At 65.9% G+C, this 24,910-nt stretch carries 16 protein-coding genes and 2 pseudogenes; 10 read left to right on the plus strand and 8 right to left on the minus strand.

All coding sequences use genetic code 11. The features are described from left to right. The 6 genes from Sspor_RS02510 to Sspor_RS02535 form a co-directional block, all read right to left on the minus strand. The coding region (locus Sspor_RS02510) for a type 2 lanthipeptide synthetase LanM (protein ID WP_202197539.1) at positions 1 to 2,472 on the minus strand (2,472 nt) is incomplete at its 3' end. Positions 2,473 to 2,505: 33 nt separating this feature from the next. Beyond that, the gene (locus Sspor_RS02515; RefSeq protein ID WP_202197540.1) at positions 2,506 to 3,294 is read right to left on the minus strand and encodes an aKG-HExxH-type peptide beta-hydroxylase; all 789 of its coding nucleotides are present in this window, start codon (positions 3,292 to 3,294) and stop codon (positions 2,506 to 2,508) included. Continuing rightward, on the minus strand, positions 3,291 to 4,022 hold the full coding sequence (locus Sspor_RS02520; RefSeq protein ID WP_202197541.1) for a hypothetical protein: 732 nt from the start codon (positions 4,020 to 4,022) through the stop codon (positions 3,291 to 3,293). The genes Sspor_RS02515 and Sspor_RS02520 overlap by 4 nt, the downstream gene beginning before the upstream one ends. Further along, positions 4,019 to 5,818: a M3 family metallopeptidase gene (locus tag Sspor_RS02525; protein WP_202197542.1), complete on the minus strand. Its 1,800-nt coding sequence runs from the start codon at positions 5,816 to 5,818 to the stop codon at positions 4,019 to 4,021. The genes Sspor_RS02520 and Sspor_RS02525 overlap by 4 nt, the downstream gene beginning before the upstream one ends. Further along, positions 5,815 to 7,107, minus strand: a complete 1,293-nt coding sequence (locus tag Sspor_RS02530) for a JmjC domain-containing protein (RefSeq protein ID WP_202197543.1) — start codon at positions 7,105 to 7,107, stop codon at positions 5,815 to 5,817. The genes Sspor_RS02525 and Sspor_RS02530 overlap by 4 nt, the downstream gene beginning before the upstream one ends. A gap of 177 nt (positions 7,108 to 7,284) precedes the next feature. Further along, complete coding sequence (locus Sspor_RS02535) at positions 7,285 to 7,509, minus strand: hypothetical protein (RefSeq protein WP_202197544.1); 225 nt, start codon at positions 7,507 to 7,509, stop codon at positions 7,285 to 7,287. A gap of 195 nt (positions 7,510 to 7,704) precedes the next feature. Between Sspor_RS02535 and Sspor_RS02540 the strand changes: the two genes are divergently transcribed. Beyond that, positions 7,705 to 9,045 (plus strand): MFS transporter, encoded by a 1,341-nt coding sequence (locus Sspor_RS02540; protein ID WP_272934825.1) that lies wholly within the window; start codon positions 7,705 to 7,707, stop codon positions 9,043 to 9,045. Between the two features lie 165 nt (positions 9,046 to 9,210). Here the strand turns inward: Sspor_RS02540 and Sspor_RS02545 are convergent, their stop codons facing one another. Both Sspor_RS02545 and dnaE read right to left on the minus strand, forming a co-directional pair. Continuing rightward, on the minus strand, positions 9,211 to 9,576 hold the full coding sequence (locus tag Sspor_RS02545) for a DUF6300 family protein (RefSeq protein WP_308445515.1): 366 nt from the start codon (positions 9,574 to 9,576) through the stop codon (positions 9,211 to 9,213). After that, positions 9,558 to 13,118, minus strand: a complete 3,561-nt coding sequence (dnaE, locus tag Sspor_RS02550) for a DNA polymerase III subunit alpha (RefSeq protein WP_202197547.1) — start codon at positions 13,116 to 13,118, stop codon at positions 9,558 to 9,560. Before dnaE ends, Sspor_RS02545 begins: the two co-directional genes overlap by 19 nt. Before the next feature lie 535 nt (positions 13,119 to 13,653). Between dnaE and Sspor_RS02555 the strand changes: the two genes are divergently transcribed. The 9 genes and pseudogenes from Sspor_RS02555 to Sspor_RS02595 all read left to right on the plus strand — a co-directional run. After that, entirely contained in the window at positions 13,654 to 14,328 is a 675-nt protein-coding gene (locus tag Sspor_RS02555) for an SMI1/KNR4 family protein (protein ID WP_202197548.1), read from the plus strand. A gap of 150 nt (positions 14,329 to 14,478) precedes the next feature. Then, positions 14,479 to 15,401 (plus strand): IS5 family transposase gene (locus Sspor_RS02560; protein WP_373318733.1). Its coding sequence is split into 2 segments (ribosomal slippage): positions 14,479 to 14,887 and positions 14,887 to 15,401, totalling 924 coding nucleotides; the frame shifts between segments, so codons are not numbered across the junction. A 1,201-nt stretch (positions 15,402 to 16,602) separates the two neighbouring features. Then, positions 16,603 to 18,354 (plus strand): carbamoyltransferase family protein, encoded by a 1,752-nt coding sequence (locus Sspor_RS02565; protein ID WP_202197549.1) that lies wholly within the window; start codon positions 16,603 to 16,605, stop codon positions 18,352 to 18,354. Positions 18,355 to 18,472: 118 nt separating this feature from the next. After that, positions 18,473 to 19,366, plus strand: coding sequence for an SGNH/GDSL hydrolase family protein (locus tag Sspor_RS02570; RefSeq protein ID WP_202197550.1), 894 nt, complete (start codon positions 18,473 to 18,475; stop codon positions 19,364 to 19,366). Positions 19,367 to 20,578: 1,212 nt separating this feature from the next. Next, positions 20,579 to 21,889 carry a hypothetical protein gene (locus Sspor_RS02575; RefSeq protein ID WP_237403624.1) on the plus strand — a complete coding sequence of 437 codons (1,311 nt, stop codon included), beginning with the start codon at positions 20,579 to 20,581 and terminating at the stop codon, positions 21,887 to 21,889. Continuing rightward, positions 21,886 to 23,070 carry a NucA/NucB deoxyribonuclease domain-containing protein gene (locus tag Sspor_RS02580; protein ID WP_237403625.1) on the plus strand — a complete coding sequence of 395 codons (1,185 nt, stop codon included), beginning with the start codon at positions 21,886 to 21,888 and terminating at the stop codon, positions 23,068 to 23,070. The genes Sspor_RS02575 and Sspor_RS02580 overlap by 4 nt, the downstream gene beginning before the upstream one ends. 17 nt (positions 23,071 to 23,087) lie before the next feature. Beyond that, positions 23,088 to 23,612: a hypothetical protein gene (locus Sspor_RS02585; RefSeq protein ID WP_202197551.1), complete on the plus strand. Its 525-nt coding sequence runs from the start codon at positions 23,088 to 23,090 to the stop codon at positions 23,610 to 23,612. A gap of 276 nt (positions 23,613 to 23,888) precedes the next feature. Continuing rightward, positions 23,889 to 24,556 (plus strand): annotated as a pseudogene (locus Sspor_RS40210) (IS5 family transposase); the annotation flags it as partial. Positions 24,557 to 24,699: 143 nt separating this feature from the next. Continuing rightward, positions 24,700 to 24,910 (plus strand): annotated as a pseudogene (locus Sspor_RS02595) (lamin tail domain-containing protein); the annotation flags it as partial.

Consider the following 24,910-nt stretch of genomic DNA (forward strand, 5'->3'; position numbering starts at 1 on the left):
GGCTGTGCCGTTGGCCAGGCCGTGGTTGTGCTCCGTCGTGACGCGCAGGGACTCGACGATGTCCGCCGTGATGTCGGCGTACCGAGGACTTGTCTCGGCAAGGACGAGCCGGGCGGCGTGCTCGGGGAAGGCTCCGCTGATCCAGGGCGGGAAGAACGCGGAGACGTTCGGTACAGCAGTGTCTCCGGGCTGGAGGAGGGGCAGGTGGGGGAAGCGGCGCGCGATGAGGTGGCGGGCCAGGAGGGCGTCATAGGTACGGGGGAGCTCTGTGGAGCCGTCATCGAACTGTTGGAGGAGGCGTTGCACAGAGTCCTGGTGGCCGGCGGGCAGGGTGCCTGCAGCGGCTGCCAGTGCCAGTAGTGCGGGGGCGATGTCCTGGTCGGGGTGGCTTTTGAGGTAGGGCAGGCTCCGCCTGATCGCGGAGAGGAGCGCTCTGAGAACGGGCTCCGTCCGTGGACCGGCGGTGCGGTGCAGGAGTTCGGTGGCGACCAGGAGCCGCTCGCACAACTCACTGAGAACATAGACGCCCTCGTCCTGGGTGAGCTGTTCCGTCTCGTCGAGCCATGGGTCGGCAAGGAGGGAGGTGAGGTCGTCGGCGGTGGTAGCCAACCGGGTCTGGGGAACGGCCCGCAGCAGGAGTGAGGCCAGAAGGATGCCGGAGGATCCGGAGCGGATGCTGGTACCGGCGTGCCCGATGTGCCACTTGCGGCGCATGTCGTGTCGGACGTCTGCCCAGGCGAGGTGGCCGTCCAGGGTCTGGACGGCCAGATCCCGCAGGCGGGACAGAAGGGTGTGGGACGCGTCCACGCACAGTCCGGGGTCCGCCGAGGCAGTGGTGGCGGTGAGACCGGACTGCGCGGCCAGCCGCTGACCGCGGTTACGGGCAGCACATTCCAGAGAGGCGGTGGCCTGCCAGAGCAGTGCCGGCATCTCGACGGCGAGGCGGGCCGTGCGGTGCTGCAGAACCGTGGCCCCCGTATGGTCCAGCAGGGCGTGCGCGTTCCTGGAGAGGCCGCGGACAAGGCGGCTGTCCACCGGGGCATGGAACAGGGGGACATCGCCGTCGAAGAGATCCGCGGATTCTTCCGGGACGAGCGGTCCACGCCATGGTTTGAAAGCCGAGTCGGCGTGCAGTTGCTCCGTGAAGAACGACTCGCGGGCGCTGCCGGAGGCCAGGCGTTCCTCCGTCAGGCTCTGGGCAAGGAGTTCACCGTAGCGGGCCGTGGGCAGCGGGACCAGACGGCAGCGTTCGCCAGTCAATTCCTCGACCTGCTGACGGAAGGCCCGGTTGTGGGTTGAGACGTCTCCGAAGGCCTGGAGCATCTCCTCGTAGCCGTGCAGGAATGCAACAGCATCAGCGTCCAGCAGCTCCTGCGGCCCCGTCGGGGTAGGCCGGGCCGGGGTGAGTGCGGCGCGCAGCCTGCTGTACGGGGAGAAATCGATGCCGCTCTCCCTGCCGGGGAGCGGGGTGAGGTAGGGGAAGACGCCGGTGTGGACGGGCGAGGATTCGAAGAACCTGAGCTCTTCGCGGAGGGGGGTCGGCAGGGCCGGGTTGTCGGTGACGACGCCGAGGCCGAAGACCTCCTCGTCGATGATGTGTAGGGCGCTGTCCGACAGGACGATATTGCCCAGGTGGATGTCGCGGCCGGCCAGGGCCCAGGTCAGGGCGGCCGCTTGGCCGAGGCGGCGAAATTGCGTGGGCAGGTCCGGCTGGTCGGCCGGGTCGATGGCCTCGACGAAGAAGGCCCATCCGTAGTCGCCCTGGTCCAGGGCCTCGGGGAAGGACACGGCCAGGGCCGGACTGTGGTCGCGGAGCTGGGCGGCGATGTTCCGGAGCCGGATGATCAGGCTCTGGGGACGGGGTTTGTAGACCACTGCTCCGCCCGAGGCGAAGTGCAGGACAGCGGTGGCCCGGCCGCGGTGGTGTTCGTCGCCGGCGGGGAAGTCGAGCCGCACCACCTCGCCGTGCAGGCCGAAAACGTGCTGCAGGCGGGGACGGTCCTGCTCGAGGCGCCGGTCCAATTCGGCCAGGGCGTGGGACCAGTAGGTCAGGCGGGTCGCCAGAAGCCGGAACAGGCTGGGCATTCGGGCCGCGGCAGCGGTGAGGAGAGGGGCGCAGCCGTTTCGCTCGCAGGACTGTGGGCACGGCTGGCCGGCCGCCCACCGGGCCAGCGTTTCCAGTACCTGGACGATCGCGGGTGAGAGGGCGGGTAGGGAAAGCAGGCGGGGCGGGCGAGAGCCGGGAAGCCATGCGGCGGCTGCGGAGACCAGGACCGTCGTGGCGCGGTCGAGGTCGATGCGGTGGTAGCCGTCTGTGCTGCTGACCAGCTGGGAGTCGGCCAGGGCCCGCAGGGCATCGGTTCCGTGGGCGACCCACGGAACCGCATGTTCCTCGAGGTCGGCTTCTGCGGGGCGCAGGGCCTGGCGCCAGTGGGTCGCGGTCCAGGCCGCTGCCGCCTCAACTGCGGGCACCACGAATTCCTTTCTCGTGCTTCCGGGTGGGTTCTAGGCTTGCGAGGCCGGGGTCAGCGTGTTTCCGGCGCGCAGCCGGTCGGCGACTTCCCGGCCGACGTCGGTGAGGTGAGCGTTGGTGTGCTCGAGCAGCTCGATGCATCCGTCCATGTAGTGATCCAGCTCTTCCAGGCGCTGCTGAGTTTCCGTGTTGACCGGAAGCGCCCGGTAGAGGGCTTGCAGGTTGCGGGTGACGTGGGAGGCCCCGAGGACTTCGCCGGGGTTCCGGTTACTGGTGCCCGAGGGCAGCTCGAAGACGACATCGCCGGTGGTGCGGTGCAGCGGCCACATCTCCTCGACGAGGTAGAGCCAGTTGTGACTGACCTCGTGGAGCACCTGTTCGAGGAGTTCGGTCGGGGAGGCGAACGCCTCCTCGGCCAGGAAGATGTGCTGCGGGAAGGCGTAGTTGGAGGAGCCTATGACGCCGGGCCGACGCAGTCCGAGGAAGTTGATGGACAGCTCGGTCAGGATGCTCCAGCGCGGCACGAGTTCCGCGAGCTGAGCCAGGGCCTCGGCCGCTGCCCGGGCCCGGTCCTCGTGTAGCGGGTTCACGTCGTCTGGGAAAGGCCGCAGGTCCCTGGAGGCCAGGGCCTTTTCCGGGCTGAGGACCTCGTTCAGGAGCACGGCCCGCTGCTCGGAGGAGGCCGCAAGCAGGTTGTCGGTCTGTCCGGCCCGGAACAGGCGGGTGGTGGCCACTGCGGTTAGGAACCGGCCGCTGTCGAAGGAGCCGTCGATCAGAGGGATGCCGCCGAAGGCCTCGGTGAGGGTAGGGGTGGAGGTCACAGTCCGGCTCCTTCGGTCTCGCGTACGGCGGCGTTGAGGTGGCGTACCAGGTGGGGGTTGGTGTCGCAGGCACGGGTTGCGTCCGGGCCGTAGGCGACCACGCCGATGCCCGAGCGGCGGCCGACCTGCAGGACGGGGAAGGGTGTCGCCGCTTCCGGGTCGAGCGTGTAGTAGACAGGGAGCCTGTCGGCCAGGGGGCGCAGCATCTCCGGGCCACAGGCCCGGCCCTGATAGGTGTCGAAGCCGAACCTGTGGTGACCGATGTCGAAGTCGTCGATGATCACGATGCCGTGCGTGATCGCGGCGAGTTCGCGGCTCAGCGGCCACTCCTGTTCCCAGTGCGCGTCGAGGTAGTACAGCGGCCTGGCAAAGTGCGCATTGGCTTCCTCCACCAGGGTGGGGGAGTCGGTGGCCTCGCAGCGCGCTTGCGGGTACGAGCGGAGTCGGTGCCCGGCGACCTGGGAGAAGACGGGATCTATGTCGCAGGTCCACAGGGGAATGTCCCCGTAGGTGCGGGCGAGGTACACGGAGGTGTCACCGAGGAAGGAGCCCGTCTCGACGAGACCGTCGCACCGGTAGGAGCTGATGAGGTCGTCGATCATGACAGCTTTGGAGATGTCGAAGCCGAATGGTCCGCCGCCGTCTCGGAGGCGGACCGCGCCGGCACGCTCCACGCGGTAGAAGTTGTCGTAGACGCGGTCGTGGCCGGTCTCGGTCGGGGCCGTCATGCAACGTCTCCTGCTGCTGTGACGAACTCCGTGATGTGCTGCCGCATGAGTGTCAGGCTGCCTTCCCAGAATGCCGGATCCGCGAGGTCGATCCCGGCGCTGCGCATGAGGTGGCTGAGTCGCTCCGTTCCGGAGCGACTCAGGATCTCGTCGAGGAGGTGCCGGCGTTCGTCCTGGTCACCGGCCGTGGCGGTGTGCAGGGCCGTGCCGAGGAGAGTGCCGAAGCAGTACTGCCAGTTCGAGTAGGCCGAGGCGAGGGTGTCCGCGCGGGCCGCCCACCAGTAGGGATGGAGGGTGGCAGGCAGCACACTGGCGCCGTAGACCTCCCGCTGGCTCTCGATCATCAGGTCACACAGGCGACCCTCGGACAACGGAGCCGCAGCACGCTCGCTGAAGATACGTTCTTCGACGGTGAACCATACGAGGGCGTCGACGATGTTCTGGCACTGACGGACCAGAAGCGCGTCGAGGCGCGCCAGATGCTCGGCCGGCGGAGCGGTGCGCAGGAGTTCCTCCCCCACGAGCGCCTCGCAGAATCCGCTGGCGGTCTCGGAGACTGCCAGCGGAATATCGCGCTGCAGCCAGGTCGCGCCTTCGAGCCGACCGTAGTGGTGGGCATGGCCGAGTTCGTGAGCCAGCGACAGGACCGACTGGTAGCTGCCGTCGTAGGCCAGCAGGATGCGCGGCTCGCCGTCGGCCACCATCACGCACAGGGCACGGGAGCGCTTGGCAGGGCGTGGCTGCGCATCGATCCACTGCCGGTCCACGGCATGGCGGGGCAGAGATCCCAAGTCGGACGAATGACTCCCGAACGCCTTCTGCACGAGAGCGAGCGCGTCGTGCCAAGCGACCGCGTCGCTTCCCGGGAGAGGGGCCGGGATCTCCCACCACGGCAGGGACGCCTCATGCCCGAGCAACCTGGCCTTGGCCTCAAGGTAGGTACGGACTTCGGGGAGCACAGCCCGTACGGCGTCGAACATCGCCGTCAGCGTGGCGATTTCCACGCCCTCTGTATCCGCCCGTTCGTCCAGGGGCGTCCGCCAGCCGCGCAGGCGTGAGATGAGCAACTCCTCGCCTTTGATCGCGTTGAGGGCTGCCGCCAGCGACGGGCCGGCAGCGTGCCAGCGGCCGATGTTGTCCTGGTGCAGTGTGGTTGCATCCAGGTGCCCGGCGCCCGCGACAACGGGGTAGGGACCGATGTCAGCGGCGAGTTCGTGGTATAGCCCGAGCCATGCCGCGCCGGTGTACTCGCGCAACCCCTGATGGAGAGCTTCGGCCGCCGCCGGCATACGGTGCCGGGCGGCATCCGCGGCCCGGCCGAGGAAGTGGGTATGGGCAGCGGCGACATGACTGACGTCGATCAGCTGCTCCTGGTCGACGCGGGTGACCCAGGCCTTGAGATCCTCCACCAGAAGGAACACCTCGCTGGTCGCGGCCCGGAAGGAGGCCTGCTCGCTGCGAGCATCCTCGTCACCGGCGTCGGCCCACAGCAGAGCCGACAGGTACATCGCGATGGTGCGGTGCGCGTCCAGGAGACGGTTGGTCTGAGGCACGACGGTATCGAAGGCCGCCAGAAAACCGTCGGTGACGACCTGGTGCGAGCCGGGGGCGACGCCGTGCCGACGGTAGGTGTCTCGCAGGGCCTGCAGGTCCTCCAGGACCGCCGCGCGGGCAGCGGTGTACTGGGGCGCGTGGAGATGAGGGAAAACGGTGTGGAGACTCCAGCGTGGCAGGCCATCGGGACCGGCCCCACCGGTAGGGGCCGGGTGTGCGGGGGACGTAGTGGACTCGGTCACCACGTCTGACTGTCCCGGACCGCGAGCCCGCTCGCCGCCAACTGGCGTACCAGCCGCTCTCCGTCGGCCTGACCAAGCCGTGCCACAGCCGTGGCGAGGAGATCGTCGGGCTCTTCCACGAGCAGGTCACGCACGACGACAGCGGAGGGGCCTTCGAAGATCCGTTCGGCGCTGCCGAGGTGGACCCGCAGAACGCCGTTCTCCCAGCTGTGACCGACCGCGCCCTCCGGTCGGATGCGAACATCGTCCAGCGTGCCCTCGGTACCCCGCAGCACATCGGTGATCGGACGCATCCGCGGACCGATGAACCGGCTGAAGTGCGCGTTACGGACGTACTCGGTGACTGCGGGCAGATCGGTTTCACCGAGCTGGTCGACCATTTTCTCCAGCACGCTCTTCACGGCCGACCGGCCGAGCTCCGGGGAAGCGGCGAAACCGGCGGGCAGGTCCTGACGGAAGTCACGCTGGTCGGCCAGCCAGTCCATGACGGTCTGAGTCAGCCAGTGTTCGGTGCTGGTCTCCACCCGGAAGGACACGTGCAGCGACAGGTCGTCTTCGGTGACACCCGCGTGGATCCAGCCGCGCGGGATCCACAGGACAGAGCCCGCCTCCAGCAGAACCTCCATGTCGGCCGGTCCGTCGATCAGCCGCGCCCGATCTTCCTCGCTGAGTGTGGTCCAGCTCCAGGGATGACGGTCCAGCGGATTGGCCACGGCCGGCCGGTACAAGCGCCAGAGCTTCCTGCCCTCGGTCTGGCAGATGAAATTGGAGGCTGTGTCATGGTGCTGGGTGAAAGCCTGCGCACCGGGGGGAGTGAAGAAGGAGATCGCCTTGACCGGGCTGGCCAGCTCGTAGCCGAGGCGCTCGGCGAACCGCCCCAGCCGCTCGTGATAGCGGTGCAGGTTGTTCAGGGTCAGGGAGTAGCCGGCTTGCAGGTATTCGGCGACACCGAGGGGGTCGGCCAGGTCACGGACGTCGGGCTCCTGGCTGAAGCGGACCAGAGTGATCTCGGTGGTGGGAGCCGGCTTGCTGCTCTGGGCCAGGGTGAGGCCGGGCGTGCGTGCTCCGCCCCGGGCGATGACCTCGTCGATCTCGGCAGTGGTCAGCAGTTCGAGGACCGCCGAGCTGCCGCCGAAGACCCGTGGTTCCAGGGGCGGCTGCTCGACGAACTTCTGAGGGTCGTCGACAAGTGATCCAAGCGCCCGGTACTTCACTGGGTCCCCTCCGTGCTGTGGAGCTGATCGGCATGGCCGATCAAGAATGTGTCTGCGTGCGCCGGTGCCGCCCACTCTGGCGTACCTCTTCTGCGGGTTCGCCCGGGTACAGGCGGCAGGGCTCTCTGCGCGGGGCACGGCGGCTCACCGGTCTGCCGTCGTTCGGGAACGGGCGATCGGCCGTTCCGGCGAGGGACGAGTGCTCACCGAGGTGGTACTGGGGGCTGCCGAAGCAGCCCCCAGACCGGTGTGTCAGGCCTTGCGCGAGCGGACGGTGCCGCCAAGGAGGTCGCCGCCGACCATCTCGACGATCTGGCCGTCGACGTTCCGCATCGGGCGCTCGATGCGCTCGGTGGTGGAGGTACGCAGGGCGAAGTTGTCCTGGTCCGTGGTCTGGTGGTCGACGGGGGCCTCGATCAGACCCTTGCGCAGCTGAGAGACGAACGCGTCGACGTCCTGAGCCTTGAGCTCCGACATATCGAATTCCTTTCCTCCGTATTCCCGGACCATGATCGGCGCCGGGCTTCAAAAACCTGTCACGCCAAGATGATCATGTCAAGGAGTTTATTTTGAGCCACTAGGCCAGGCCGAATTTATTCGCCGAAACGCAATCCATCCATTCCAATTCGGACATTTTGAATGGTTGGGTGTGACATCTATCACCCGCCCAGCATGGAACCCTCCAGTGTTTCTCCGGTGGGTGATGCTGCATCTTCGGGAACTAGTGGGCGGGGGTCGGTGTCGTGCTGTCATCGCGCGGGTAGTAGGGTGCGCCGGGTGGTAAATCAGGGATCCTTTTATGTCCTGCGGCACCGACAGTTCCGCCTTTTCGTTCTGGCTCGCCTCATCTCTATGAGTGGGTCGGCCATGGCGCCCGTGGCGATCGCCTTCAGCGTGCTTGGGTTCGACGACCGCCCCAATTCGCTGGCGATCGTCCTGGCCAGTAACACGGTTCCCCAGCTGATCTTGTTGCTGGTGGGAGGCGTGGTCGCGGACCGGGTCTCCAGGCGGCGCCTCATCGTGCTCGGCAATCTCGTCGCAGCGGCCACTCAGATGGCGATTTGCCTGATGGTGGCCTCGGGAACGGCTGACGTCACCCGGGTGGCGATACTCGCCGCAGTCGCGGGCGGAGCCTCGGCCATGATGCAACCGGCCATGAACGGCCTGCTGCCCCAGCTCGTCGACGGTGACCAGTTGCAGGAGGCCAACGCACTCCTGCGGCTCCCCACCAATATTGTCAGGATTGTCGCGCCCGCAGCCGGAGGAGCGCTTGTAGCTCTGATCGGACCGCAATGGACACTGGGCTGGGACGCGGCTAGCTTCGTCATCGCCGCCCTGCTGTGCAGTCGTCTAAAAATATCCGGACCAGTGAAAAGGAAGAGCTCGATCCTGCGAGATTTCCGGGAAGGATGGACGGAATTTTCATCAAGGTTCTGGCTTTGGTCTTACGTCCTTTCCGGAACGGTCGTCGTAGCCCTTTGGTTGGGCGGATATCAGCTCCTCGGGCCCGTGGTGATAAATGATCAGAAGCTGAGCGCCGCTGTTTGGGGAACGGTTCAGGGTTCGTTCGCAGTTGGACTCGTAATCGGCGGAATAGTTTCCCTCAAATGGAAGCCTGCGCGAATCATGGTCGTATGCGTGTGTGCGAACCTCCCATTGGCTATTCCGCTGGCCGCACTCGCCGTCCGTGCCCCGCTGATCCTCCTGGCCGCCGCGGCATGCCTGGCCGGCATCGGACTCGACATCGCCATCGTCTGCTGGAACACCGCCATCCAGCAGCACCTCCCGCAGGAACTGCTGGGCCGGGTGAGCTCCTTCAGCTCGATCGGAGAGCTCATGGCCGTCCCGCTGGGCTACGTGGTGGTCGGAGCAACCGCCACCTCGATGGGGACCTCCACCGTTCTGACGGCCAGTGCCATTGCGATGACCCTGGCCACCCTCGTCCTGCTTCTGGCACCCAGCGTCTGGAGAATCCGCCGCCTGCCCGCTGAGGAACCCCTCGCTGCCACGTGACCCCACAGGTCAGGGAATAGGCCCTCGGAGCTGCAGCCACCACACAGGGGACCTTCCCGCAGAGCCAGCCGACCTGCCCTGGCAACCGGGACCCGCCTGACCGGACAGCCCGGTAAGCACGAAGGCCCGGAACCGTCACCGGTTCCGGGCCTTTTCACATTCCCTCTACAGCTCACCCCGTACCCACAGCAACCGCTCACGGTCCAGTCGCTCCTCATCGGCCTGAACCTGCTGCGCTTGGGCGAGCCATCTGTCCAGGAGCTCACCCAACCGTGCCAGGCCACCCGGACCAAACTGCTCCTGGCCCGCGAACAGGGCCAGCAGCTCGTTCACCACCGGTGGACCCTGGTCACAGACACCGCACAGAACTGCCTCGCGAATGCCGTGAACATCCTGCCCGCTGCCGTTCTGCCAGCGGTGCGGAAAGCGGGCGGCGAGCACTGTGGAACCACCGCACCGCGCGCAGGGAGGTGAGTCCGCCAGGACTATCTCTATCTCCCCCTCTGCCGACGTCACGCCACCCCCTGCCACGCGTCGGGTCCGAACGTGCCCTTGATATCGGACGCCACGGAGGTCGGGTCGACCAGGAAGCCGAGTTCGTACACCACCGTCTTGTCCGGGGTCCGCACCCGCATGCGTACTGGGCTCTCGCCCGGGTGGGCCCTCAGGATCCGTCGCAGTTCCCGAACCGTCTTCTCGTGAATCTTGTGGGAGCGGAACGAGAGGAGCACGGGCGGCTTGCCTCCGTGCTCGGCGGAGGAGATGTCCAGTTCGGCGATCTCCTGACCGATGATGTTCATGCTCCCGTCGCGGTCCTGCGCGCGCCCGCTGACCGAGATCACGCTGTCGGGGATGAGCGCATGCCCGACGAGCTGGTAGGAGGCGGGGAAGAAACAGACCTCGATGGAGGCGTCACGGTCGGCGAGGGTGACAGCCGCCCAGGCATTGCCCTGCTTCGTCATCTTGCGGTCCACACCGGTGATCAGGCCGGCGATCTTGACCGGGCCTTCCTGGCTGGAGGCCATGATCTCCGCGATGGTCGTGTCCCGGTTACGGGACAGGATGTGGTCAGCGCCGTCCAGCGGATGCTCGGACACGTACAGACCCAGGTACTCGCGTTCGGTTGCGAGCTTCTGCTTGCGGGGCCATTCGGTCTCGGGGATGTTGAAGTCCAGGCCGAAAGCGGGAGTGTCGTCGCTGCCACCGAGTCCGGCGAACAGGTCGTCCTGACCGTAGGCCTCAGCCTTCTTGACCGGGATGATTGCGTCGATTGCGTCCTCGTGCACGGAGGACAGCCCCATGCGGGTGTGGCCGAGAGAGTCGAACGCACCGGCCTTGATCAACGACTCGACTGCCCGCTTGTTCAGCGCCCCGATCTCCGACTTGTCGAGAAAGTCGGGGAACGAGGTGTACTTCCCGTGGCTCTTGCGGGCGGCGACGATCGCTTCGATGACGCCGTCACCGACGTTCCGCACAGACTTGAGGCCGAAGCGGACGTCCTCACCGACAGCGGTGAACTCGGCCACGGACTCGTTGATGTCGGGCGAGAGTACGGTCACGCCGGACTTGCGGGCGTCGGCCAGGTAGATGCCGGCCTTGTCCTTGTCATCGCCGACGGAGGTGAGGAGCGCAGCCATGTACTCGGCGGGGAAGTTGGCCTTGAGGTAGGCGGTCCAGAAGGACACCAGGCCGTAGCCGGCGGTGTGGGACTTGTTGAAGGCGTAACCGGAGAAGGGGAGCATGACGTCCCACAGAGCCTTGATGGACTCCTCCGAGTACCCGTTGGCATTCATACCGCCGTGGAACTTGTCCCATTCGGCGGCAAGCACCTCGGGCTTCTTCTTACCCATGGCCCGGCGCAGCAGGTCGGCGCCGCCCAGGGTGTAGCCGGCCAGCTGTCGGGCGATCGCCATGATCTGCTCTTGGTAGACGAGCAGATGGAAGGTGCTGCCGAGAATCGGCTCCAGCGGATCGCGCAGCTCGGGGTGGATCGGGGCGATCTCCTGCCGGCCGTTCTTGCGGTGCGCATAGTTGGTGTGCGCGTTGGCCGCCATCGGGCCTGGGCGGTAGAGAGCGAGGGCTGCAGCGATGTCTTCGAAGCGGGTGGGTTCCATCAGCTTGAGGAGCGTCCGCATGCCGGCGCCGTCCAGCTGGAAGACGCCGAAGGTGTCACCACTCGCGAGGAGCTGGTAGGTCTTGGTGTCGTCCAGGGGGATGGTCTCGGAGGACAGGGCGATGCCGCGGTTCTCCCGGACGTTCTCGATGGCCTGATCGATGACACCGAGGTTCCGGAGGCCGAGGAAGTCCATCTTGACCAGGCCCATCGCTTCGCACGAGGGGTAGTCGAAGCCGGTGATCCGGACACCGTCCTTGGCCCGCATGTGCAGTGGGATGCGGTCGGTCAGGCGGGTCTTGGACAGGATCACCGCGGCGGCGTGGACACCGGTGTTCCGGATGAGGCCCTCGACGCCGAGTGCGCCGTCGATGACCTTCTTCACGTCCGGTTCGTTCTCGTACATCGTGCGGACCTCGCCCGCCTCGCTGTAGCGAGGGTGTGAACTGTCGAACAGGCCCGTGATCGGCATGCCCTTGCCCATCACGTCCGGCGGCCATGCCTTGGTGATCCGTTCCCCATGGGCGAAGGGGTAGCCCAGGAGCCGTGAGGTGTCCTTGATGGCGTTCTTCGCCTTGAGCTTGCCGAAGGTGTTCACCATCGCGGTGTAGTCCTCGCCGTACTTCTCCACGACGTAGCGGACCATCTGCTCGCGCTTGCGGTCGTCGAAGTCGAGGTCGACGTCCGGCGGGTTGATGCGCTCGGGGTTCAGGAAACGCTCGAACAGCAGGCCGTGCTCCAGAGGACACAGCTCGGTGATGCGGGTCGCGTAGGCCACGATCGACCCGGTGGCGGATCCTCGACCGGGGCCGACAGGGATCTTGTTGTCGCGGGCGTACTTGCAGATGTCCGCGACGACGAGGAAGTAGGAGGAGAAGCCCATCGGGCCGATGACCGTCATCTCGGTCTCGAACCGCTCCATGACGTGGTCAGGGATCGGGGAGCCGTACCGCATCTCCAGCCCCTTGATGACGTCCCGGCGCAGCCAAGACTCCTGGGTTTCGCCCTCGGGGACGTCCGGGAACTGCGGCATCTCGTCGACTTCGTTGAAGACGTCGTCGTAGGACTCGATGCGTTCGGCGATCAGAAGTGTGTTGTCGCAGGCTTCCGGGAGCTCACTGAACAGTTCCCGCATCTGAGCCGCAGTCTTGAGGAAGTAGCCCGAACCGTTGAACTTGAAGCGGCCCGGATCGTCCTTGTTCTTGCCGACGCCGATGCACAGCAGGTTGTCGTGGGCGTCGGCGTGATCTTCCAGGACGTAGTGGGCATCGTTGGTGGCTAGCAGCGGGATCTGGAGGTCCTTGGCCAACTGCAACAGGCCGCCGCGGACGTTGCGCTCGAGGTCCAGGCCGTGGTCCATCAGCTCCAGGAAGTAGTTTTCCTTCCCGAAGATGTCCTGGTATGCGGCCGCGACCTCTCGTGCTTCGTCGTACTGGTTCAGCCGGAGTCTGGTCTGGATGGCTCCGGAGGGGCAGCCCGTGGTGGCGATGATCCCCTGAGAGTGCTCGGAGATCAGCTCCATGTCCATGCGCGGCTTACCCGCAGGGAACTGGCCGGTGTACGAGGCCTCCGTGGACATGAAGAAGAGGTTGCGCAGGCCTTCCACGTTCCGGGCCCACATCGTCATATGGGTGAAGCGGCCCCCTCCCGAGACGTCCTTGGAGCCTTCCCCGTCATCGGACATCGCCCGCTGGCCGCCCGGCCCCCAGAACTCCTGCTTCCTGGCCCTTCGGGAGGAGGGCGCGACGTAAGCCTCGATACCGATGATCGGCTTCACACCGTCGAAGCCCTTGGCCACCTGCTGAAACTCGTAGGCTCCGAACATGTTGCCGTGATCGCTCATCGCGATGGCCGGCATACCCTGGCGGGCAACCTCGGCGAACATCGGCTTCAGTCTTTGGGCGCCGTCGAGCATCGAGTACTCGGTGTGGTTGTGCAGATGGACGAAGCTGTCAGTCACCGGGCAGGACCTCCGCGAGCAATCTTGGGAAGTCTTCAGACTAACTGCCTACGCCATCCGAAACTCGCGCCTCACCCGCCCAGTTGAGGTGATCCCTCCGGCGTCGCACCATTTGCACTCGGACGTGTACCAGGACAACACGAGTGTCGGGACATCCGTGAGGGGTGCTCAGCAAGCCTTGCAGGCGCAGGTGCCAGCCTGTTCGGACCGGTCATGGGTGCCAGGATCAGGCGGCGTGGCCGCTGTCGTCCGTGGACGTGCTGTGCCGGTAGGGCACCGAGTGGACCGCGACCAAGCCCTGCTGAGGCCTCTCGGTCGATGAGCTGGAGCGGGGACCGGCTCTTGGACATAGCGGCCGGTTTCGGAGTTCACACCGCCCGTTCATGCCGGCGAACCTAGGTGCGCCACCCCCGTTGGTCAGCTAGTGCTGTGATCGGGAAGGTTCGCCGGGTTGAGAACGCTGGCTCCCTCGGTGATGTCACAGGGAGACCTGATGATGTTCCCAGCCATTCACATCTTAGGGACGAGGGAAGACATGCCATCGGCACTGGAACACCTCCAGACACTGCTCGGTGAGCCGGAGGAGGCGTGGGGCCGGCCGCGCCGAGAGGTCTGGGAGGCCTCCGAACAGCACCTCGGTGTCACGCTGCCCGCGGACTACAAGGCCTTCATGGACGTGTACGGGCCCGGAACCCTCGACGGATACCTCCACCTCAACCGGCCAACTGGTCTCATGACCCCCGCTGAACTCGAGATCTTCTGGTCCCTGGAGGGTTGGCGCGATGCACGAAGAGGGGCGGAAGACCTCTACCCCTTCCCCTTCCACCCCGACCCCGGTGGGCTCATCCCCTGGGGCCACGACGAGCACAGCAGCGAGTACTACTTCCTGGCCAGCGACCCGGATCCGGGCAGCTGGGAAATCGTAGTCGGTAGCGAGTGCGCGGAATGGTACCGCACCAGCGGAAGCTTCACCGACTTCCTGATGCGCTGCTTCGAAGGCCTCGGCCGGGCCCGTTCATGGACCGCGCCTGGCCCCGACGTGACGCCCGCTACGTTCCCTTCGCCACGTAGTGCTGTGCCCGGAAAGGGTTGCCAGGCCGGGCGGTCAAGCTGCTGTTTGCAGCGGCCTGCCGCCCCAGCGGACACCTCGTTCGCTTCGAATGCGGGCACGTTCGCGTCGTTTGAACGGCCTCCGGGCCCTGACCGGTGAGTGCCATCCCGCCCCCTGCTGGTTGGAAGTCGTCACTTCCAACCAGCACAACGAGCAACCCGGTGAACCTATACGGTCACAGCACTAGGCAGTATCTGATGGCTCTTGCCCGGGTGGTGGATCTGTCGCCGTTCCGGGCATGAGCCGGTCATGGTGCGTCGGCATGAACTGACGAATACCCAGCGGGAGCACATAGCCCCACTGCTCCCACAAACCGGTGCCCCAGGCGGTCGGTGGGCCGACCACCGGACCGTGGTCAACGGTGTCCTCTACCGGACGGGGACCGGGATTCCCTGGCGTGACCTGCCCGAACGCTACGGATCCTGGCAGACCGTCTACGAACGCCACCGCCGCTGGTCGGCCGACGGGACCTGGTCGAGGATCCTGCGAGCGTTGCAGGCCGGTGCTGATGCCACCGCCCCGGACGTGGACGGCTCGTGGGCGGTCAACGTCGACTCCACCACCTGCCGGGCCCACCAACACGCGGCCGGGGCCCGGCACGCACCCCCGGCCGACCACCCCGAAAAAGGGGCGGAACGCGTGTGGACGCAGAGGGCTGAGAGGCCCTGGGACGCTCCCGGGGCGGACTGACCAGCAAGGTCCACCTCCTGACGGACGACCGCTGCCGACCCCTGGTCTGGCTGACCTCGCCCGGCCAGCGCGGGGACAGCCCGATGTTCATCCCGCTCATGCAGGCCCTCAACGTGGCCCGCACCGGAACCGGGCGGCCCCGCACCCGACCGGACCGGGCCCGCGGCGACAAGGCGTACTCCAGCCGCGCCAACCGCGCCTACCTGCGCAAACGCGGGATCAAGGCAACGATCGCGCAGCCGGACGACCAGCGCGCCAAGCGCCGCAGGCGCGGCCGGGCCGGCGGCCGCCCACCGGCCTTCGACCGCGAGCAGTACCGCCGGCGCAACACCGTCGAACGCTGCATCGGGAAACTGAAACAGCATCGGGCCGTCGCGACTCGGTACGACAAACGCGACTACATCTTCAACGGCACCCTGGCCACAGCAGCCATCGTGATCTGGCTCCGCGACCCCATCAAAGAGCCATCAGACACTGCCTAGCCGATCCGTCGTCATGCTCGGAGGCGCGAGCGGGGCGGCCATGGCCGGAATCCAGTCTCGTCTCGCCAGGAGTAGCGCCCTCGTCCGCCCTTCGGCCAACGTCGGCGTACACCCGCACTTCGTCCTTGCCTGGGTGCACCGCAGTTGGCACAGTCAGCTGGAGAGGAACAGGTCGGAGATCCGCATGGCTGCGGCGATCGCGCCAGCTTGTGACTCGGGATCTCGATCGCAATGACTCTCTCGATGCGCACGTCCTCGGCAACCGACCCAGCATGGACGAGATCTCGCTGCCGCGCCAGGTGCACGCCATCGAGTGTTCCGGATCCAGTCCCGCTGCCCCCGAGCACGAATCAAACGACGGCTGATGAGCCCCTGAACCTGACGACCTGCACCCGACGGCGCAGCCATCTGTAGAAGCAGGTGCGCCTGGCGCCGTGGTAGTGGCAGGGCAGCACGACGTTTCCAGTCACTCCCTCGGCGTGGCGTGGGAGTGACTGGAAACGTTGGGACTGGCGGTCCGGCTGTTGCTGCAGCGAAGAGGCTTGCCAGATCTCCGTCCATTCCCAGACCCATGTACGTACGGCAGCCTCAGAACTAGGCCGACTCCTGGGCAAGCCCAGCGAGCAAGTCAGCACCGGAGACGGGGCAAGGAGCCAGAGGCGTGGCCATAGGACATCCGGCCAGGCCGTGGACCCGGGTTTGACCTGCATGGGCGATCCGGTGTGTCTTCCTGGCCGCAGTGGTGGCCCCTTGTCGACCTGCCCGCACATTTTCAGACATTGCCGGGCGTCGAATTGGCGTGAAACAAGTGAACGCATGCGCGAAATATGTCCTGGACCTGCGTAAATTGGGCCTCGACACTCTCCCGTACGTGAGGGATGATCTTCGAGTCCTACGCCCGGGTAGATCGGTGGCTGATGCTCCCTGCAGCAAACAGGGCGGCGTGTCGCCGGCCGTGACGAGCCCGGCTGCAGAGTGAGCCCAGCCGGCAACCTCGGGGCGATGGAGAATTCGTTGACGAGGGGAAAGATCCGGGGATGCTCAAGGTTTCATACTGGGTATTGGCAGGGTTGCTAGCCGCGACTGGCATCCGCTGGGCGGCACGCGCCCGTCTGCGGCTGGCGCCTCAGCATGCGGTGAACAGCGGGTGGCGCCACCTCCCCTCGCGTAGCCGGATCTCTTCTGGGCTGGGGGTCCGCCGATGACGGCCGTTCTGGGCCTGTCCTGTTACTTCCACGATTCAGCAGCCGCGTTGATCATTGATGGGCAGGTCGTGGCTGCGGCCGAGGAGGAACGTTTCAGCCGTGTGAAGCACGACGCCTCCTTTCCGGACCAAGCCATCCGGTTCTGCCTTGAACAGGGTGGCATCACCAGCCGTGATCTGACTGCTGTTGCCTTTTATGAGGAGCCGGCAACCAAACTGGGGCGCGTGCTCACCTCAGGCATAGCGGGCCTGCCTCGCTCTTCAAGCACTCTCACCCGAGCCCTTGGGCGGTGGGGCCGGGAGAAGCTGTGGATCGAGTCCACAATCTGCCGTCGGCTGGGGGTTCGCCCGTCCCGGGTCACCTACGTCGACCACCACCTCTCGCATGCGGCGAGCTCCTTCCTCGCCTCTCCGTTCGCCGAAGCCGCCACACTGACCATCGACGGGGTTGGTGAGTGGAGCACCGCGACGATCGGTCAGGCTTCCGGAGCCGTCGGGGGCACCAGCCCAGCGCAGATACACAACCAACTCTCGCTGGACTTCCCACATTCGGTGGGGCTTCTGTACTCGGCGATGACCGAGTACCTGGGGTTCGAGGTGAACGAGGGCGAATTCAAGGTCATGGGAATGGCCGCCTACGGCACGCCTCGCTACCGGGACAAACTCGACCAGGTGTGCACGGTCCATGAGGACGGCTCACTCACCTTGGACATGCGCTACTTCGCCTTCCACCGAGACGAGAAGACAAGCCTGACCCCTCGTCTATTCGACCTGCTCGGCGCGCCCCCGCGGGACGCTCGGCGTCCCTTCGGCGATGAGGAAGACGGCCTCACTTCAGACGAACAGCACTATGCCGACGTCGCGGCGAGTATCCAGGAACTGTGCGAAGACATTGTCGTCGCGATGGCGCAGGAGGCACATCGTCGCAGCCCCTCGGATAACCTCGCCTACGCTGGTGGTGTGGCGCTCAACGGGCTGGCTAACAGAGCACTACTTGACCGGACGCCATTCCAGAACCTTTACATTCCTCCAGCTCCAGGAGATTCCGGAGGCGCTCTGGGTGCAGCCCTATACACCTACCATGCCCTGATCGGGCAGCCTCGCTCCTACGTTGCTCGGACTGCTGACCTGGGCAAAGACTACTCCGAGTGCATCGAAAAGACGCTGGGTGAGTGGGGGGTGAAATCTCATCGCTATGACAGCGATGAGATGGTGGTCGACTTTGTTGCCGACCGTCTGGCCGCCGGTGATGTGGTGGGCTGGCATCAAGGACGGTTCGAGTGGGGACCGCGGGCCCTGGGGCATCGCAGTATCCTGGCCGACCCCACCCGGGTGCATATGAAGGCGACCATCAACAAGAAGGTCAAATTCCGCGAGCAGTTCCGTCCGTTCGCACCAGCCGTCCTGGCGGACAAGGCCGAGCGCTACTTCAGCGGTCCGTTGGAGCAGGGACCGGCCCGGTTCATGCAGTTCGTGGTGCCGGCCAGAGAAGGTGTCGCAGAGGCCCTCCCAGCGGTCGTCCACTTCGGCACTTCGCGAGTACAAGCCGTCCATGCCGATCAGAGCCCCCGGCTAGCGAGCCTGATCGAGGCGTTCGACTCCCGATCGGGACACCCGGTGCTGCTGAACACCTCGTTCAACCTCAAGGGCGAGCCGATTGTGGCGAGCCCGGCGGATGCGCTGTCCACGTTCTACCGCAGCGGTCTCGATCTGCTGGTAATGGGAGACCATGTCATCGTCAAGGGCTAAGAATCAGGATGTCCAAAGCCTGCGCTACAAGCTCGCGCCTCAGTTCGAGGAGTATGACGCGTTCCGGCCCCACCTGAACCGACACAGTGGGTTCTCCGCGGCGCCGAACATCAGAAGCTTGTCCGTCAGCACCGACCAGAACGGTTTCCGCCGTACGCCCGCGCAGGTCGACGGAGTCGATATCGACACCCAGAGCCCACCGATGTCCGTGGACTGCGTGGTGTTGGGTGGCTCCACCGTATTCGGGGTGGGCGCGACATCGGACGCAATGACGCTGGTGGGGCAGGCCGCCCACCAGCGAGGCGAACGGTGGCTAAATCTCGGCATTCGCGGCGCCAGCTCCACCCAGGAGGTGCAAGCCCTGCTCCCGTTCGCACTCACTGCCCAACGGGTGGTGGTGTGCAGCGGGGTCAACAACCTCATCATCTCGCTCCAGACAGACGACGGGCACCGGGACGTGTACCAGCCCTTGTACTACGACAAGGCCTTCGACCTTGTCGCCTCGATGCCATTGGTCGATGTCGCAACCCTGGTCAAGGAGGGGGAGCCGGTACGGGCGAACCTGCGCCGCCGCAGCGGGCCGCCTCCGGCTTCACCGGTCCCGCAGGAGGAGGGCTCCTTCACACTGTGGGAGCGGATGGAACGTGCAGCCGCACGACAACTGCGGGATCTGGAACTGATCGTGCGACTCGTTGGTTCACCGGACAAGGTGCTCTTCTGCGCCCAGCCTTTCGCAGACCGCACCGATCGCGGGGACATCGCCCAGGAGCGCTCGCTTATCGGGATCTACGATGTGCGGCAAGGGCCGGTCTGGCAGGATGCCAGCCGCTTCGCAGCAGCCCGCTGGAAGGACTACGTAGCCCTCCTGAGCAAGGGGTGCACGGCGCTCGGCGTTTCCTTCGCGGACCTGCCCGCCGCCGACTTCGAAGGCTGGTCGTTCCTGGACCGCGTACACCTGACGGACAACGGATATCGCCAGGTCGCTTCCCGAATCTGTGAGGCACTCGCATGAGACTGATCGTCCGCAGTCTGCTGAGGTTGGGTGCTTACGCCTCGCTTTGCAGGCCGGCCCGGGCTGCCCAGAAGCAGTCGAGTACAGCCACTCCCGTGCATGACGGCGCTCTTGAGACCTACCCGTTGTGGTGACCGCTCGTACATGAGGTACATCCACCTGATTGAGGTTCAGCCAGGCGACAGGCAGCGGATGCTGGGCGGGAGGTTGTCGGATGGCCCACACCCTCGGAGCCAAGAGCAGCACGAGGGTGGCCAGGGTCACTACAGCAGCGCTTATCGACAGGGCAGAAGAGGGTCCCAGGGTGGCGGCGGCACCCACCACTAGGGCGGGCACCCTCTCACCGCAGACACTGTCGGCGCTGAGGCCAGGCCTGCGGCTGGGGCCCTTGCGTGTGCCCGCGGTCAGCACGAAGGCCAGTAGCTGGCCGTACCCGTCGCAGGCTCGGCGAACCTTGCTGGTCAGCCCGCCGCGGGAGCGTCCAAGAGCGCGTTCGTCGAGCCCCTTTGGCAGCGGTGTGTTGGTGGGCCGCAAGATGGTGGAGTCGATCGCGACCAGCCGGTGCACTTCGCCTCTGGTCTGGACGGCGGCCAGGAGCCGGCCGGAGGTGCCATCGGTGGCCCAGCGGGCGAAGCGTCTGTCGGAAAGCCGCCTAGCACCGCAAGCAACCGGCCAAGGCACGCGGTTGCAGCACTGGCAGATCGGCTCCTCACTGTCCAGCTTCCGTCCGGCCCCTTGCCCGGGTACTCGGGCAAGGCCGAGTGTCCGCACAACGAACGGCACCTCGTTACCGGAGGGAGAGTCACCCGACCGTCAGGACCTCCGCGCGGCAGGGTACGGTCCCGGACGCGACAGCAGCCCGCCCAACCTCAGGCTGGGGCCCACACTCAGCCCGAGGAGCGTATACCCGCGCGGTCATTTCTCGAAGGTCCCGGTAGGCGAGGTGCATATCAAGTCAATCCTCAGTGGTCTCAGAACGAGGTTCGGGGGCTTCGGCCGCTTAACACTGCGGGAAATTCCGGGCTTGCTGGCGACTCCTTCCCTGTACGCGTTCGCCCGTCCTTGCGATAGGCGGTCGGTTTCGGTCAGAGCATCCATCAATCTGGTTGCCGACTCCACGAAGCAAGTGCGTTACTTGATCGTTTTTTCGTACAAGGATCGATCGAGGGAGAAACTTTGCACTTACGGAGAAAGCTGGTTGCGAGTCTTGCGGTGCTGGCGTCGGCTGTCGCCCTGCCGCTGACGGCTACCTCGCCCGCCAGGGCCAGCGCGCCGGACCACAGCTGCAACACCGTCTATCAGGCGCGCATCTTCTTCTGGGCGATGACCTGCGCACAGCCAGGCCAGCCGGTGATCGGCGCCTTCGGCACTTGGCGGAACGTTCCCATCACCTTCGAGCCGGGTTCGGAGGCAGGTGCGGCCGAGGTATCGAACTACGTACGCATGGTCCCCAACACCGACCAGACCGAAGGCGCTAACGGAGGCGACATATTCGGTCCCTCCATTGACGTAGGCCTGCACGCCGAAAAGACGGGCGCGACGACCATCGGCTACGGGCCGAGATGGACCGAGCTGGGTAAACGCGGCGGGGTAACCAAGGCCATCACCGCAGGCCTCAACCCGACGGTCGCGGACAACGTGAACCACACGTACATGACGGTGCGCCAGGCCAGTGGCGACCAGTGGGACGTCCTGTACGACTTCAACATGGTCGGCACCACCACCGACCAGCTCAAGATTCCTCGCGGAAATCCCAACCGGGTCGACATCGGCCTTGAGGTCAGAGGGCCCCAGCACGTGACGGTCCCGCCGATAGCGAACCGTATGCAGTTCATGGCGGAGAACAAGGCCTGGGCCAGGGCGGCGACCGCGGACACTACGCAGCTCACGACGTTGGGGATATGCGGCAAGTCGATGGGTATCCCGTCCGACCCTGCCGCCGTCTACAAGGCGCCGTACTGCTTCGAGGCGAAACTGACTGACTCCACCACGTCCATCCAGTGGACGGTGAGTAAACCCGGGCCAACGGTGGGGCCGGCGCCCACGACACCGGCTCGGGCGGCGGGGACGTTCAACGGCGTCGACCAGAAGGCGCTCTCGAACTGCCTCGCCACCGACCCTGAAAGCTGCATGAACACGGTTCCCGGTCTGTCGAACTGCGTGCAAACCGTCAAGGTCTGCAACGCGGCAGCGCTGCAGAGCCCCCAGCGCGATGCGGCGCGAAAGCCTGGAAGGCATGGGGAACCGGCTGACATCGCAGAGCGCGCGGCCAAATCCTTCGGCGTCGCCCGGGACGGGATCCGCGTTGCGTCAGGGATACGACTGCCGAACGCGAAGGATTCGTCGAGCACTGCGCCACAGTCTTCGGCTATCGCTGGCACCTCGGTGGTGACCGTGGAGTCCGCGGCGCCTACCCGCGGCCTGGAGCATCGCGGACTGACCTTCCAAGGGTTCCGCGCCACCTATTCGACTGAGACCGGACAGCTCCTCGAGGCCTGCTGGGGGCAGATGTGCCAGTCGTGACCGCCGACGCTTCCGTCCCCCGAGTGCTCATGCGAGCCACCCAGCGGCCGCGGACGCACGCCCTCCTGACACTGTTCTGTGCCGCACTCGCACTTCTCCTGACTCTCGGGACAGCCGATTCTGCTTCCGCACGTGCCGCAGGCTCGGGTACTGCCTCACGGCCGACCATCCTCCAGGACGGCGACCTGCGCACCGAGTGCGCCAGCCGTGCCGAGGCCAAGACCCCGAAGGGCTGGATCAAAAGCCGCTTTGAAACGTGCGTGCACCGTCCCACCTACCTGAAACTCAAGGACGACAGACTACGACTCCGAGGCGAACTCTGGTTCGACGTCTGGATTCTGGGATTCTCCTACGACGGATCCCGCAGAGTCGACTACACCAGCAGTGTCGAAAACATCCGCACCAAGGCGGTCGCCGGCGAGAACCCTGCGAACTGGAAGATCGAGCAGTATTTCACCCACAAGATCCAAGCCCAGGGCAGCGACGTCAACCCACAGATCACCAAACCGAACAACGTCCTCCAAAACGGCACAATCGCAGAATGGAATGCAAAGCCGTTCTGGCAGCTCACCTACACCTCACCCGACACCGGCAAGCTCGAGTCGGGCAACAATCAGGTGGTTCTCGGTGAGATCAACCTGACGATGCAGGTGACCTCCCCCACCGCGGTGAAGTGGGAGGACAAGATGATGGCCACGTCGATTGTCCGCTTCGACTACGCCGGACCAGTAGCAGGCAAACACAAGGGAACGGTGTTCACCGGGGCGCGCGTAGAGCTTGTCATGAGCCTCAAGGACCCCGCCGTGGACCAGAGTGCACGACACATCCTCGACGCTCAACAGCTACCCGAGCGCACCTTCCCCTCCTGGGCCGGTAAAACCGTACCCGGAGCCGCCGAGCCCCTCCACCGCCTCATCGACAAGGGCAAGCAGGAGAAGAATCGGGATAAGGCGATAGAAACGTGCAACGATGTCTGGGGTGATTATAGAGGGACTGGACTCCAGTGCGACGAATACCCCTTCGCTTCCACCAAGGAAGGCGCTGCCGCCCCGGGGAACAGGTTCTCGGCCAGGCTCATCGAGGGAACTGACAATGAGACGGGCGGTCGAAGGTTGAACGAAATGTTCACCCTGAACCGCATCCTCGACGGAGATGCATTTTATGTGAAAATAACTCCCTGAGCAGTGACGGAGCGCCCATGTCCATCATCACCGAATACAGCACTACCGCCCGACCGGACCGCAGAATCGTGGAGGTCTACGACTCTGACGCCTACCTCGGCGACGACGAGGCGTTGAAGCTGTCAAGGACCGAGGTAGTCGCCGGAAACGGCTACCACCTCTACCTACACAGCCTTCAGCCCGACATCGAAGTGCAGGTCACCATCAGGGTCTGGGAAACTCCCCAGAAGGCCCCGGAGGACGCTGAAGGCACGGTCCCTGTCACCCTGGAATCAGAGACAGGCCAACTCGTCGTCAACCAGTTCACCTTTGGGCCGGCGGGCATGATGGACCTGCCGCGACCCGGCGTCTACGACGGGCACGCGGCATGGAGCGGACGAGACGCCACGGCCGCCTACTACGACACGTGCCTCCAGCGCGCTGTCGATGAGCAATGGGGCGCGGAACAGATCCGAGCAGCATGGAAACAGTGCTCCACCGCTGAGCAGTACACCCTCGACCTCTGGTTCGTCAGAGAATCCGAACCCGGGGACGACGACTAGCCTTCGGGGACTGTTTCCCCACGCCAGACGGGCCCGCGCTTCCGGTCACACGCATGGAAGCACGGGCCCGGACTGGCCGGCCGCCCCGCACCGGGATCGCGCCCTCGACCGCCCACCGCGTCCTTCAACGGCACGGCCTGCACTTCTCAAGGCCCGCCAGCTCCACGCGGCGGCCATGGCCTCGACCGCGGCTCTCACCCCGGCCGCCCCAGCACCCGCCGCAACCGCTCCCACAGTGCCGCTGGCTTCCGCTGGCCCGGCTCCGGACCCGTCTTCCGGCACGGTCCCGGCCGCACCGCCCAGCGATGTTCCCGGAGACGACGCTTCGCCCGCTGGGCGGCCGACGGCACCTTCGACCGTCTCCTGGCCGCCGCCCAGACCAGGGGCGAGGTGGACTGGCTGGTCGCGATCGACTCCACCATCGTGCGTGCCCACCAGCACACCGCCGCCAAAGGGGGCTCTACGAACGAGCCCTGGGACGCTCCCGCGGCAGGCTGACCAGGAAGATTCACCTCGCCTGCGACGGTCGCGGCCGGCCACTGGCCTTCGTTCTGACCGCGGGCACCCGTAACGACTGAACCCAGGCCGAGACCGTCATCGGCCTCATTTCGGGTGGCAGGCGGCGGGCCCGGACGGCCCCGCGTGCGGCCCGAGCGGGTCATCGCGGTCAAGGGATACTCCTCCCGGACTTTCCCGCCTCCCTCCGTCGGCGCGGTATCAAAGCCACGATCCCGGAGCGTGCCGGCCAACTCGCGGGCCGAGCCCGGCGCCGGGAACGGACCTGTCGTTTCGACAGGTCCGTCTACCGGCGCCGCAACGTCGTCGAACGCTGTTTCCACCGCCTCAAGCAATGGCGAGGCATCGCCACCCGCTACGACAAGCACCCCGCCCGCTACCAGGCCGCGATCACCCTCGCCAGCACCCTCATCTGGCTCGACAAATGATCGACAAGACGCTGCCTAGGGCCAGCTGGCTTCCCTGGTCGCGGTCTCGGCTCGCTCGATCCGGTCGGAGGCTGTCCAGGATCCGGCGGAGTGGTTGCCTCTGGCGCCGGATGCGTTGCGCTGTTCTTGAGGGAGCGTCACCTATGTCTTCTGCTTTTTCCTCCGTACGTCGTATCGCCGCCACCGTCCTGGTGGCCGGCGCGATCGTCTCGGCCGCCGCGCTGCCGGCGTCCGCGCACGACGGTGACCGTCACCACCAGCAGCGGCCGCGGGTGGAGATCAGCCGGGTCCAGGCCGACAGTCCCGGACGTGACGACCGCTCGAACCGGTCCTTGAACAGCGAGTGGGTGGAGA

The sequence above is a fragment of the Streptomyces spororaveus genome, assembly GCF_016755875.1.
Classification (GTDB): Bacteria; Actinomycetota; Actinomycetes; order Streptomycetales; family Streptomycetaceae; genus Streptomyces; species Streptomyces spororaveus.

Bases quoted from the DNA above. Each gene is read 5' to 3' on its own strand.
- Sspor_RS02520 (WP_202197541.1), bottom strand. From the start codon at position 4,022: ATGACGGCCCCGACCGAGACCGGCCACGACCGCGTCTACGACAACTTC.
- Sspor_RS02535 (WP_202197544.1), bottom strand. From the start codon at position 7,509: ATGTCGGAGCTCAAGGCTCAGGACGTCGACGCGTTCGTCTCTCAGCTG.
- Sspor_RS02540 (WP_272934825.1), top strand. From the start codon at position 7,705: ATGGAACCCTCCAGTGTTTCTCCGGTGGGTGATGCTGCATCTTCGGGA.
- Sspor_RS02555 (WP_202197548.1), top strand. From the start codon at position 13,654: ATGCCATCGGCACTGGAACACCTCCAGACACTGCTCGGTGAGCCGGAG.
- Sspor_RS02565 (WP_202197549.1), top strand. From the start codon at position 16,603: ATGACGGCCGTTCTGGGCCTGTCCTGTTACTTCCACGATTCAGCAGCC.
- Sspor_RS02585 (WP_202197551.1), top strand. From the start codon at position 23,088: ATGTCCATCATCACCGAATACAGCACTACCGCCCGACCGGACCGCAGA.